This is a genomic window from Caulobacter sp. FV2ye17ST, assembly GCF_058680955.1.
On sequence record NZ_CM178727.1, the window covers coordinates 563555 to 576537 of the forward strand.

Annotated in this window: 9 protein-coding genes; 5 read left to right on the plus strand and 4 right to left on the minus strand. The window is 67.1% G+C overall.

Annotated elements, in window-relative coordinates; all coding sequences use genetic code 11:
* Window positions 1–81: 81 nt before the first annotated feature.
* Window positions 82–2007: an ATP-binding protein gene (locus ACW17V_RS02780; RefSeq protein WP_492107366.1), complete on the minus strand. Its 1926-nt coding sequence runs from the start codon at window positions 2005–2007 to the stop codon at window positions 82–84.
* A gap of 125 nt (window positions 2008–2132) precedes the next feature.
* On the opposite strand from ACW17V_RS02780, the gene ACW17V_RS02785 reads away from it, so the two are divergent.
* From ACW17V_RS02785 to ACW17V_RS02800, 4 genes are all read left to right on the plus strand, one after another.
* Window positions 2133–3359, plus strand: a complete 1227-nt coding sequence (locus ACW17V_RS02785) for a serine hydrolase domain-containing protein (protein WP_492107367.1) — start codon at window positions 2133–2135, stop codon at window positions 3357–3359.
* Window positions 3360–3751: 392 nt separating this feature from the next.
* Window positions 3752–5842, plus strand: coding sequence for a 3-hydroxyacyl-CoA dehydrogenase NAD-binding domain-containing protein (locus ACW17V_RS02790; RefSeq protein ID WP_492107368.1), 2091 nt, complete (start codon window positions 3752–3754; stop codon window positions 5840–5842).
* A gap of 139 nt (window positions 5843–5981) precedes the next feature.
* Window positions 5982–7538: a class I adenylate-forming enzyme family protein gene (locus ACW17V_RS02795; protein WP_492107369.1), complete on the plus strand. Its 1557-nt coding sequence runs from the start codon at window positions 5982–5984 to the stop codon at window positions 7536–7538.
* A 115-nt stretch (window positions 7539–7653) separates the two neighbouring features.
* Window positions 7654–8640 (plus strand): DegT/DnrJ/EryC1/StrS family aminotransferase, encoded by a 987-nt coding sequence (locus tag ACW17V_RS02800; RefSeq protein WP_492107370.1) that lies wholly within the window; start codon window positions 7654–7656, stop codon window positions 8638–8640.
* On the opposite strand, the gene ACW17V_RS02805 is transcribed toward ACW17V_RS02800, so the two are convergent.
* Entirely contained in the window at window positions 8637–9656 is a 1020-nt protein-coding gene (locus tag ACW17V_RS02805) for an adenosine deaminase (protein ID WP_492107371.1), read from the minus strand. The two genes, ACW17V_RS02800 and ACW17V_RS02805, sit on opposite strands and share 4 nt — an antisense overlap.
* Window positions 9657–9884: 228 nt before the next feature.
* Here ACW17V_RS02805 and ACW17V_RS02810 point away from each other — a divergent pair, with 228 nt between their 5' ends.
* Complete coding sequence (locus ACW17V_RS02810) at window positions 9885–10952, plus strand: phytanoyl-CoA dioxygenase family protein (RefSeq protein ID WP_492107372.1); 1068 nt, start codon at window positions 9885–9887, stop codon at window positions 10950–10952.
* Window positions 10953–11079: 127 nt separating this feature from the next.
* Here ACW17V_RS02810 and ACW17V_RS02815 read toward each other — a convergent pair whose 3' ends face one another.
* Together ACW17V_RS02815 and ACW17V_RS02820 are read right to left on the minus strand one after the other, a co-directional pair.
* The gene (locus ACW17V_RS02815) at window positions 11080–11961 is read right to left on the minus strand and encodes a hypothetical protein (protein ID WP_492107373.1); all 882 of its coding nucleotides are present in this window, start codon (window positions 11959–11961) and stop codon (window positions 11080–11082) included.
* 67 nt (window positions 11962–12028) lie between these two features.
* Window positions 12029–12922: a pirin family protein gene (locus tag ACW17V_RS02820; RefSeq protein WP_492107374.1), complete on the minus strand. Its 894-nt coding sequence runs from the start codon at window positions 12920–12922 to the stop codon at window positions 12029–12031.
* Window positions 12923–12983 lie beyond the last annotated feature (61 nt).

The following is a 12983-nucleotide window of genomic DNA, read 5'->3' on the forward strand; positions in this document are numbered from 1 at the left end:
CAATTTAGGCGCGCCGAGGGGCGGCGCAAAGGTCGCGCCTCGATTATCTAGACAATAACAGGCCTTCGGACCCGGCGTTTTTCAGCTTTGTTGCAGAATGCCGATTGGCTGGGCGCCGTCGACGTCATCCAGGGCGGCGGCCAGGGTCTGGATCAGGGCGGCGGGCGACAGAGGCTTGGCCACCGCGCCGTTCATCCCGGCGGCCAGGTAGCTGGCCTGCTGATGGGCCAGGGCGTTGGCGGTCATGGCCAGGATCGGGGTGGCGCCGATCGCGCCGCCCAGGGCCCGGATGCGCCGGGTGGCCTCGATCCCGTCCATGCCGGGCATCTGGATGTCCATCAGGATCAGGTCAAAGCCGCGCTCGGCCGCCTCGACGCCCTGAGCGCCGTCCTCGGCGCATTCAACGCTGGCCCCCAAGGCCTCCAGCATGCGCGAGGCGACCATCCGGTTGGTGGCGTTGTCCTCGACCAGCAGGAAGCGCCGGCCGGCGAACAGCGGGCGCTCGACCTCCTCGCTGGACGCGATGGCGTCGGCCTGCGCGGCTTCGATCTCCAGCCAGAAGGTCGAGCCCTGGCCCAGGGTGCTGGTGAAGCCGATGTCGCCGCCCATCAGTTGGGCCAGGCGCCGGGTGATGGCCAGGCCCAGGCCGGCGCCGCCGAACCGGCGCGTGGTGGAGCCGTCGGCCTGGCTGAAGCGCTCGAACAGGTGGCGACCGGCCTCCTGCGCGATGCCCACGCCGGTGTCCTGGAATTCGAAGCGCAGGCGCAGGCCGGCGTCTGAGGCGCGAGTGGTCAGGCGGACGTCGATACCGCCTTCAAGCGTGAACTTGGCGGCGTTGCCCAGCAGGTTGAACAGGGCCTGACGCAGCCGCACCGGATCGACCGACACCCAGCCCAGATCGGCGGGCGTCTCGACGCGCAGATAGAGGCCGCGCTGGCGGGTCTGGGCGCGCAACAGATCGGCGACGCCGCGCAGAAGGGCGGCGGGGTCGGTGGGCTCCGGGGCCAGTTCCAGCTTGCCGGCCTCGACCTTCGAAAAGTCGACGATGTCGTTGAGCAGTTCCGACAACATGGCGCCGCAGCCCAGCGCCTCGTTGAGCAGCTGACGGCCATCTTCTGACAGGGTTTCCTGCTTGAGCAGATGCAGAACCCCCAACACGCCGTTCATCGGCGTGCGGATCTCGTGGCTCATATTGGCCAGGAACTGGCTCTTGGCCTCGGCGGCGTCGAGGGCGGCGTCGCGGGCGGCGACCAGTTCGGTGATTTCCTGGCTGATGCCGATCACGTCCCAGACGTCGGGGCTGGGGCCGCGCACGCCGCGCCAGGCGGCGCGCATGATCACCCAGGCCTGGTTCTCCGGATCCAGATAGCGGTAGTCCACGACGCGATGGTCGCCGGTCTGCAGCGTCGCCGAGAAATTCTCCCAGACCCTGGCCCTGTCCTCTGGGTGGATCGACTGGGTCATCTCGGCGACGCTCATGGTGCGCGCGCCGCCCTGGGGCGAGGAGGGCGTGGGGATGTCCTGCTCGAAGACATAGACCCCTTTGCGGGGGTTGAACTTCCAGACATAGACGCCAGCCGTGGAGCGCAGCATCTCGCCGGCGCGCTCGGCCTGCTGGCGGGCGATGGCGCTGGCGCGGTCGGCGCTGAAGTCCTGCATGACCACCAGCAGAACGGCCGGCGAAAGCTGCCTGGACTGCGACCGCACCCACAGCCATCCGCCGCCCTTGCGCGCCAGCCGGTGCTCGGATCCGGCGCGGCCCTCGACGCGCAGCGTGCGGTTCAGGGCCTCGAACACCTCGGCGTCGTGCAGATGGAAGAAGTCGCGGATCTGCCGGCCAAGGCTTTCCTCGGGCGACCAGCCGGTCAGGGACGTCCAGGCCGGATTGACGCGCGATATGGCGCCGCGCTCCAGGACCACGAACATGTCGAGGCTGTTCTGGAAGAACCAGTCGGCGGCGGCGTCCTCCGTGCTCGGGACGGCCTTGTCGCTCAGGTCCTTGCCCATCGGCGTTCCCTCGTTTTCAATAACCATGCACGAGACGAGTAAAGCGAGCGTTGCGCCAAAAGGCCTCGTCGCCAACAAAAACAACGCCTTCCCTGCGGAGGCGATCGCAGGGGAGATGTAGAATCGTGAGCACGCCTGAAGCCGTGGGGCTGTCGTCCGAGCGCCTGAAGCGCATCGAGACCTTCATCCAGGAAAAATACATCGCCAGCGGCAAGCTGCCCTGCGCCCTGACCCAGGTCTGGCGACGCGGCCAGCTGGCCTATACGTCCGTGCTGGGATCGGCCGATATCGAGCGCGGCAAGCCGCTGAAGGCCGACAGCCTGTTTCGCATCTATTCGATGACCAAGCCGGTCACCAGCGTCGCCTTCATGATGCTGGTCGAGGAAGGCAAGGTCTCGCTGGACGACCCTGTCCATCGCTTCATTCCGGCCTGGCGTGACCTGGGCGTCTTCCAGGCGGGCGTGCAGGGCGCGTTCCAGACCAGGCGGGCGGCCGAGCCCATGCGCATGCTGGACCTGCTGCGCCACACCGCCGGCCTGACCTATGGCTTCCAGCAGCGCACCAATGTCGACGCCGCCTATCGCAAGCTGAAGCTGGACGGCATCGACAGCGAAGGCGGCCTGCAGGAGTTTGTCGACAGGCTGGGAACCGTGCCGCTGGAGTTCAGCCCCGGCGAGGCCTGGAACTATTCGGTGGCCACCGACGTGCTCGGCTATCTGGTCGAGAAGATCTCCGGCCAGCCCTTCGACGCCTTCCTCAAGAGCCGCATCTTCGATCCGCTGAAGATGGTCGACACCAGCTTCTTCGTCCCGGAAAGCCAGCGCGCCCGATTCACGGCCTGCTACGCCCTGACCCCGTCGGGCAAGATCGTGCTGCAGGACGATCCGGAAAAGAGCCGCTACCTGACCGACCCGTCGGTCAAGTCGGGCGGCGGCGGCCTAGTCTCGACGGCCGACGACTACATGCGCTTCTGCCGCATGCTGCTGAACGGCGGCGAGCTGGACGGCGCGCGGCTGCTCAGCCCCAAGACCATCCGGCTTATGACCATCAACCACCTGCCGGGCGGCAAGGAGCTGACCGAGCTGTCCAAGTCGCTGTTCAGCGAGGCGGTGTTCGAAGGCCTGGGCTTTGGCCTGGGCTTCGCGATGACGGTCGACCAGGCGCGGACCAAGAACATCGGCTCGCACGGCGAATATTTCTGGGGCGGCATGGCCTCGACGGCGTTCTGGATCGATCCGGTCGAAGATCTGGCGGTGGTGTTCATGACCCAGCTGATGCCGTCGACCGCCTACCCGATCCGGCGCGAACTGCGGACGCTGGTCTATTCGGCGTTCACGGAGTCAGCGGCCTAGCCGCCGCGCGAAAGAAAGCGGCGCGGGAGCCGGGCTCCCGCGCCGAAGTGCGCTTTACCTAAGTTCGACGCATTGGCCACAACGCGCCGCGTCCGCGCAAAATCCATGACTTCGAAATTCCGGGACGCTTGCAAGTCGCGTCCCAAGCCTCAGCTCCCACGCGTACGCCCTCCCCCAGCCCGATGTTCTCTTGAAAGTGCAGGGCAGACCGCGTTCACCGCGTCATCCGCCCCCACGGACGATCTTGGCTGAAATCACTGTTTCGAATTTGTAGTATGTTCCCGGCGTCGTCAACGCCGGCTGCCCACAAATCGGGCGCCGCTTCGTCAGGCTGGACATCCGCGTCTGGCCGTGCAGGTTTTGTCGTCAAACAACCGTTCAAAAGAGCAGGGGTGGAAACCGCCATGACCGCGATCAACGCCGTCACCGATCTAACTGTCGAAGGCGACATCGGCGTCGTCACGCTGAACTCGCCGCCGGTCAACGCGCTGTCGGCCGCCGTGCGCGAGGGCCTCTCGGGCGCGTTCGACGCGGCCATCGCCGATTCGGCCGTCAAGGCCATCGTGCTGATCTGCGAAGGCAAGACCTTCATCGCCGGCGCCGACATCACCGAGTTCGGCAAGGCCATGACCGGCCCGTCCCTGCAGGACGTGCAGAACACCATCGAAAACTCGCCCAAGCCGGTGATCGCCGCGATCCACGGCACGGTGCTGGGCGGTGGCCTGGAAGTGGCCCTGGTGGCGCACTATCGCGTGGCCGTGCCCTCGGCCAAGGGCGGCCTGCCCGAAGTGAACATCGGCCTCTTGCCCGGCGCAGGCGGCACCCAGCGCCTGCCGCGCATCGTCGGCGTCGAGAAGGCGCTGGAGATGGTCACCAGCGGCCAGCACGTGCCGGCCAAGGCCGCGCTTGCGATGGGCCTGTTCGACGAGCTGGTGGAAGAGGGCGCCCTCCGCGCCGGCGCCATCGCCTACGCCCAAAAGGTGCTGGCCGAGAAGCGTCCGCTGGCCAAGGTTCGCGAGCTCAACGCCAAGGTCGAGGCCGCGCGCGGCAAGCCCGAGATCTTCGCCGCCTTCCGGGCCGCCAACGCCAAGAAATTCCGCGGCTTCATGGCCCCGGAGAACAACATCAAGTGCATCGAGGCGGCGGTGAACCTGCCCTTCGACGAAGGCCTGAAGGCCGAGCGCAAGCTGTTCATGGAACTGATGACCGGCAGCCAGTCGGCCGCCCAGCGCCACGTGTTCTTCGCCGAACGCCAGGCCGCCAAGATCCCCGACGTGCCGGACGACACCGCCATCATCCCCGTCAAGAAGGTCGGCGTGATCGGCGCCGGCACCATGGGCGGTGGCATCTCGATGAACTTCCTCAACGCCGGCATCCCGGTGACGATCATCGAGATGAAGCAGGAGAACCTGGATCGCGGCGTCGCCACCATCCGCAAGAACTACGAGAACACCGCCAAGAAGGGCCGCCTGACCCAGGACGACGTCGAAAAGCGCATGGGGCTGCTGACGCCCTCGATGTCGCTGGACGACCTGGCCGACTGCGACCTGATCATCGAGGCCGTGTTCGAGCTGATGGAGATCAAGAAGGAAGTCTTCGGCAAGCTGGACAAGATCGCCAAGCCCGGCGCGATCCTGGCCTCGAACACCTCCTATCTCGACATCGACGTGATCGCCGCCTCGACCTCGCGGCCGGAAAGCGTGATCGGCCTGCACTTCTTCTCGCCGGCCAATGTCATGCGCTTGCTGGAAATCGTGCGCGGGGCCAAGACCGACAAGTCGGTGATCGCCACCTCGATGCAGATCGGCAAGAAGATCGGCAAGGTCGCCGTGCTGGTCGGCAACTGCCACGGCTTCGTCGGCAACCGCATGCTGGCCCAGCGCCAGCGCGAGGCCCAGAAGCTGATCCTGGAAGGCGCCATGCCCTGGGACGTCGACCGCGTGCTCTACGACTTCGGCCTGCCCATGGGTCCGTTTGCGATGAGCGATCTGGCCGGCCTCGACATCGGCTGGGACCCGGCCAAGACCAGCTCGTCCACCGTGCGTGAAGTACTGTGCGAGATGGACCGTCGCGGTCAGAAGAACGGCAAGGGCTTCTACGACTATGACGAAAACCGCGTCGCCAAGCCCTCGGCCATCGTCGAGGAAGTGATCCGCGACTTCGCCGAAAAGCGCCAGATCCAGCGCCGCGACATCACCGACCAGGAGATCCTGGAGCGGTGCCTGTATCCGATGGTCAACGAGGGCGCGAAGATCCTCGAAGAGGGCAAGGCCATCCGGGCTTCGGACATCGATACGGTGTGGATCAACGGCTATGGCTGGCCGGTCTATACGGGCGGCCCGATGTTCTGGGGCGAACTGGTCGGCCTCGACAAGGTGCTGGCCAAGATGAAGGAATTCCACGCCACGCTGGGCGAGGACTTCAAGCCGTCGGCCCTGCTGGAGCGCCTCGTGGCCGAGGGCAAGGGCTTCAAGGACGCCTGATCCTTTCGAATTGTCATCCCGGCCGCAGCGCAGCGGAGAGCCGGGACCGCAGAAGGCTCAGAGCTTCCGGCGGTCCCGGCTCGGCGCGCTTCGCGCTTGGCCGGGATGACAAGGTATTTTGCGTTTCAGGAAGAAGCCCATGACCACCATCGCCGCCATGATGACCGCCGACTATGGCGTGATGGGCGACATCCTGCGGCTGCGGACGGCGCAAAGCCCCGACCATCCGGCCATCATCATGGAAACCGGCGAGGCGGTGACCTACGGCCAGTTCGACGCCCTGGTCGACCGGGTGGCGGCGGCGCTGCAACGCGACGGGATCAAGCCCGGCGAGGCGGTCGCGGTCTGCGCGCTGTCGTCCATTCCCTACACGGCGGTGTTCCTGGGCGGCCTGCGGGCCGGGGTGGCCGTGGCGCCGATCGCGCCGTCGTCGACGCCGGAGTCGATCGCCGGCATGGTCGCCGACTGCGGGGCCAAGCTGTTCTTCCTCGACGCCGGTGTGGCCGAGGCCCAGACGCCCGCGCCGGTTCCGGTGCGTCAGATCGCGCTGGACGGCTCAAGCGCGGGCGAGGCGTTCGACGCCTGGCTGGCCCCCGAAGGCGCTCAGCCGGCGCCGGTCGAGATCGCCCCCGAGGCGCCGTTCAACATCATCTATTCCAGCGGCACCACCGGCACGCCCAAGGGCATCGTCCAGTCGCACGCCATGCGCTGGAAGCACGTGTTCCGGGGCGACGCCATCGGCTATGGCCCCACGGCCGTGACCCTGCTGTCGACGCCGCTCTATTCCAACACCACCCTGGTCTGCTTCTTCCCCACCCTGGCGGGCGGCGGCACGGTGGTGCTGATGAAGAAGTTCGACGCCGGCCGGTATCTGGAGCTGGCCCAGACGCACCGCATGAGCCACACCATGCTGGTGCCGGTGCAGTACCGCCGCCTGATGGAGCGGCCGGACTTCGACCGCTACGATCTGTCGACCACCCATCTAAAGTTCTGCACCAGCGCGCCGTTCGCGGCGAACCTCAAGGCCGATGTGCTCAAGCGCTGGCCCGGCGGGCTGGTCGAGTATTTCGGCATGACCGAGGGTGGCGGCACCTGCATCCTGATGTGCCACGAGCACCCCGACAAGCTCCACACGGTGGGCCAGCCGGCGCCGGGCCATGACATTCGGCTGATCGACGAGGACGGCGCGCAGGTCGGACCCGGCGTGGTCGGCGAGATCGTCGGGCGCTCGGCCGGTATGATGAACGGCTATCACGGCCAGCCGGGCAAGACCGCTGAGGCGACCTGGGTCTCGCCCGAGGGTCTGCGCTTCATCCGCACCGGCGACGTGGGCCGGTTCGACGAGGAGGGCTTCCTGACGCTGATGGACCGCAAGAAGGACATGATCATCAGCGGCGGCTTCAACATCTATCCCAGCGACCTGGAGGCCGAGATCGTCAAGCACGAGGCCGTCGCCGAGGCCGCCGTGGTCGGCGTGCCGTCGGACGCCTGGGGTGAGACGCCGGTGGCCTTCGTGGCCCTGAAGGCCGGCGCGATCGCCGACGCCGACGAGATCAAGACCTTCGTCAATAGTCGGGTGGGCAAGACCCAGCGGGTGGCGGAACTGCATCTGGTCGATGCTTTGCCGCGCAGCCACATCGGCAAGGTTCTCAAGCGAGAACTGCGCGACTCATGGCAGGTTTCGTCGAAAGTCTGAGCCTTCTCCCGCGACGGCGCGCCGCAGTGGGGCGAACGGAATCGTTTGTTACGGTTGCTTAACCATAAGGTGACGCCATAGGGCGTAACCGGTTTCTCGTGGAAGCGCCTGCCCCATGCGTCCTTCGCCCGCCGCCGTTCCCGCTCCGCAGCCGACCACAGCCAAAAAGCGCGCGCCCTCCCTGCCGGTGGACTTCGACGCCGTGACCGAGGCCCTGCGCGCGGCCGGCCATGGTCCGGGCGAGGAGGCGGGCCTGATGTCGCGCTTCTGCCGCCCCGTCGCCGTGCGGGTGCTGTCGGATCATGCGCAGGCCGTTTCCGTCGCCCTGACCGCTTTGGGCGTCCGTCCCGGCGGCTATTGCGTGGTGTCGGCCCTGGCCTGCTCAGAGACCCTGGCCGGCGTTGACGCGGCGGGCCTCAAGCCCTGGCTGGTCGATGTCGATCCGTTCAGCTGGATGTTCGATCCCTCGCACCTGCGTGAGCGCCTGCCCGAGGCGCCCGGTCCGCTGGAAGCCATCCTGCCGGCCGGCGCCCATGGCCGCGCGCCCGACCTGCGCGCCTGGGCGGCCTTTCGCGACGAGACCGGCCTGCCGATCCTGGTCGAGGCCTTCGAGGCCTTCGACGTCATCCAGAGCGCCCCGGTGCCGGTCATTGTCGGCCTGCCCAGCGGCCAGGGCGTGTTCGTCGCCTGCGAGGACGCCACCCCGATCAACGCCATGGACGCGCCGCTGTTCGACGGCGAGGCGGGCCTGGACCTGTGGCCGCAGAGGCGTCCGCGCCTGGCCACCGCCGCCCAGCGCCTGCGGGTTCTGCTGCTGGACGCGCCGATCGGTTTCCAGCCCGGCTGGGGCATGAGCTGGGTCTCCGAGACCTGCGCCTTCAGCCTGCCCGACGACACCGCCGCCGGCGTGCTGACAAAGCTCGGAGAGGCCGGCGTGGAAGCTGTCGGCGCCTCGTTCCGCACCCGTGACATGGACGCCGACGAGACCCCGGTCGCCGACCGCTTGGCGGGTTCGGTGGTGGTGATCCGCATTGATCCGGATCTGGGTCTCGAGGCCCTGGACGATATCGCGGCGGTGCTGCGCAGCGCTGTCGCGGGCTAGTTCGCCGCCGCGTAGGCGTCGACGCCCGCGATCCGCTCGGCCTTTTCCGCCTCGCTGAGGAACGACCCGGCGAAGCTGTTGCGGGCCAGGGTCACCAGCTCGTCGCGGCTCAGGCCCACCGCCGTCGCCGTGGCCATGTAGTTCTCCAGCAGGTAGCCGCCGAAATAGGCCGGGTCGTCGGAATTGACCGTGGCCTTCAGGCCCAGGCCCAGCATGCGCTTGAGGGGGTGCTCCTCCAGCGTCTTCACGCCGCACAGCTTCAGGTTCGACAGCGGGCAGACCGTCAGCGTCACGCCATCGCGCACCAGCCGCGCCGTCAGGGCCTCGTCTTCCAGCGCCCGGTTGCCGTGGTCGATGCGGTCGACCTTCACCAGGTCGATGGCTTCCCAGACATAGGCCGGCGGGCCTTCCTCGCCCGCGTGGGCGACGATCTTGAGGCCGAGGTCCCGGGCCGCCTGGAACACCCGGGCGAACTTGGCCGGCGGGTGGCCGACCTCCGAGCTGTCCAGGCCGACGCCGGCGATCTTGGCCAGCCAGGGCTTGGCCTGCTCCAGGGTGGCGAAGGCGGCGTCTTCATCCAGGTGGCGCAGGAAGCACAGGATCAGCTTGGAGGTGACGCCCAGCGTCTTCTCGGCCTCGTCCATGCCGGCCAGCAGGCCCTTCATGACCACGTCGAAGGCGATGCCCCGATCGGTATGGGTCTGGGGATCGAAGAAGATCTCGGCGTGGGTGCCGCCGTCGGCCGCCAGGCGGCGGAAATAGGCCAGGGCCAGGTCCTTGAAGTCGGCTTCCGTGATCAGCACGCCCGCGCCCTGGTAATAGATGTCCAGGAAGTCCTGCAGGTTGGAGAAGGCGTAGGCCGCGCGGATCTCCTCGACCGAGGCATAGGGCAGGGTGATCCCGTTGCGCCGGGCCAGCTCGAACATCAGCTCGGGCTCGAGGCTGCCCTCGATGTGCATGTGCAGCTCGGCCTTGGGCAGGCCGCGAACGAAGGTGGTCAGGCTGGTGTCGGTCATGCAGGTTTATGGTCGCACCAGCGGCGCGCGATCAACCGTCATTGCGGCGCCAGGTCTGCAAATACGACCCGATAAACCCGACAGTCTCGAACCGGACATCGACCCGATAAATCCGCCTGCTTCCCGATAAACCCCTTAAGGCGTCGCCGCTCCCCGGCGGGGCTGGCAATCACGCGGCGATATCGGTTAAGTCGACCCCGTACTCAAGGTTGCCGTCGCGAAGGGCCCATGACTGTTTCTCAGAAGCTTCTGCCGGGCGTGCCGATCATCGAGTCGATGCTGTTCGCGGCCTCGCTCGACGACATGGGCCTGTCCAATAGCGAGCGCGACATCGCCGTCCAGCTGAACGAGAAGGGCTTCGCGGTCTTTGACTTCCCCGACGAGGAAATCGACCAGCGGATCGAGCGCATCATCGCGGCCCTGACGCCGGAATATGATCTGGAGCACTACCGCGCCAACGGCTGGGCCCGGAAGGATCAGCGGGTGCAGGACGCCTGGCGCACCAATGAGGACGTCCGCGCCATCGCCGCCAACACGGTGGTGACCGACCTGCTGAGCAAGCTGTATGGCCGCCGCGCCTTCCCGTTCCAGACGCTGAACTTCCCCGTCGGGACCCAGCAGCACATCCATTCGGACTCGATCCACTTCTCGAGCATTCCCGAGCGCTTCATGTGCGGCGTGTGGCTGGCGATGGAGGACATCCATCCCGACGCCGGCCCGCTGGTCTACTATCCGGGCTCTCACAAGTGGCCGATCGTCTACAATGACATGATCGGCAAGGTGATCGGAACCGGGGCCGACTTCATGGCCCAGAAGCCGTATGAAGACGTCTGGGACGCCATGGTCGAAGCCTCGGGCGCCAAGCCGGAATTTTTCCAGCCCAAGAAGGGCCAGGCGCTGATCTGGGCCGCCAACCTGCTGCATGGCGGCAGCCGCCAGAACGATCCGACGCGGACGCGCTGGTCGCAGGTGACGCACTACTATTTCGACGACTGCGCCTATTACACGCCGGCCTTCTCGGACCCGCTGATGGGCAATCTGGACCTGCGCCAGATCGTCGACATCACCACCGGCCAGACCGCGCCGAACGTCTATGTCGATCGCCCGGTCGAGCAGGTCCCGCGTCGGGCCTCGCCGGTCGGCGCCGGACAGCCCGCGCCGGTTCCCGGCAAGACGCCGCCGGACTTCGATCCGAAACGCTATCTGGCGCTCAATCCCGATGTGGCGGCGGCCCGCGTCGACGCCAAAAAGCACTATCTGCGCTTCGGCATCCGCGAGAACCGTCGCTACAAGTAGCGGCCGCCGCGCCTCGCTCAGGAACGCCGCCAGCGCTGCGGCGAAGGCCGGGTCTCGTCATCGTCCCAGACCGTGAAGGCGCTCTTCAGGCCGGCCGACGCGGTGAAGCTGGGCATGACGCGCTGTTCTAGTTGTTGGCGGCGATCTCGGCCTTCAAACTGGCGACGGCTTCGGCGATCGGCGACTGTCCACACAGCGCGTCTGTTCGGGGCGGAGCCTCGCCGTCGATGCCTGCGCCGACACAGAGCTGGGCGGCAAGATCTATCGGCAAGAGATCGAGCGGCTCCTTGCCGGCGTGGTGGCGCGCGATGACGACGTCCAGCTTGGTGATGAAGTCGCGCCAGAACGCCCGGCTTTCGTTGTCGTCGACCGGCTTGGACTCAGGGTCGGATGGCGGTGGCGAGGGGCGGGGCTCCAGAGCCTGGCGTGGCAGGTCTCGCAAGGTCGCCGCCGCCTCGTCAAACCGTCCCAGTTCGCGCAGGGCGTTGATCGCGCGGACGCGCAGCGCCAACCCATCGAGGGTTTCGAGCTGCAAGGGCGCTTGACCCGCCGCTGTGACGAACTCGCTGCGATAGCGGTTGTGACGCGCGGCGTCCCCCTCGGTTTCCCACGTGGCGTTGAGGAGCAGCCATGCGGCGGTGGCCTCACTGCCGCCGAGCGCACGCTCCAGCCAGGCGGCGCGGTAATACTGTGTTTCGTCCTTCCGCAAGGCCAGGTAGTCCGGCGAGGCGAGCAGGGCAGGCAGGCGCGCCAGCTCTTCCGGGGAGAAATCCCTGTACATCACCAGGCCGTTCTTGGGGCAGGTCGGCAGGTTCAGGGGGAAGGTCCAGCTGCCGTAGGGGCGTCCGTCCGGTCGGTGGCCGTAGATCGAGTAGGATCCCGTTGTCACATAGGTGAACCGTTGGCCGCCGACGGCGCACTTTTCCTTCACCTGCACGGGAAAGCCCGCCCAGGCCGAGGCGGGCAGGCACAGCGCCAGGCCAAGGGCGAAAGCCGAAATCAGACGCAAAATCGATCCTCCGCCAGACACGCTAAAGGGAGCAAGTTTCGCTAGCGCCCGTCAAGGTGGCGAGGCGCTACAACGGTTGCGGCGTTGCGGGCTTGGCCTCGGGCAGGGGGATGAACTCGTCGTGGTCCAGGTCGGGCAGCTTCATGCGGCCGGCCTTCCAGTCGGCCTTGGCCTGCTCCAGCCGGTCCTTTGACGACGAGACGAAGTTCCATTCCATGAAGCGCGGTCCCACGGGCTCGCCGCCCAGCAGCATGACGGTCGATGGCTCCAGGGCCTTGAAGATGATGGTGTCGCCGGGTGCGAACACGGCCATCTGCAGGGCGGTCAGCTCGCGGCCGTCCACCTCGACCCGGCCGCTGGCGACATAGGCCGCGCGCTCGGAATATTCGGCGGGCAGGGCGGCGGTGGTTCCGGCGGCCATTTCCCAGTGCACATAGAAGAGCGGCGAATAGACCGGCACATTGGTCTTGGCCCCGAACGCCTCGCCGGCGATCAGCCGCGCCTTCAGCCCGCCGCTCTCGTAGGAGGGCAGGGCGGCGTCGCCCTCATGGTGGCTGAAGCTGGGATCGACCTCCTCGAACTCTTTCGGCAGGGCGATCCAGGCCTGCATGCCGTCCATTCGGCCGCCCTGACGGCGCAGGGTCTCGAAGCGCTCGGAATGGGTGATGCCCGACCCGGCGGTCATCCAGTTGACCTCGCCCGGCTTGATCACCGCCAGCGAGCCGACGCTGTCGCGATGGGTGATCTCGCCCTGAAACAGATAGGTCAGGGTGGACAGGCCGATATGCGGGTGAGGGCGCACGTCGGCGCTCTTGGGAAAGCCCGGCGCGAACTCGGCGGGGCCCATGTGGTCAAGGAAGGTGAAGGGGCCGACCATCCGCTTGGCGTGGAACGGCAACACGCGCCCGACCTCGAAATTGCCGATGTCGTGACGGCGGGCTTCGATAACGAGGTCGATCATGGAGGGCTCCGGCGCGGGGATGGCCGGAGATTCTCACAGGTTGCGGTGGGCGTCTTGTCGA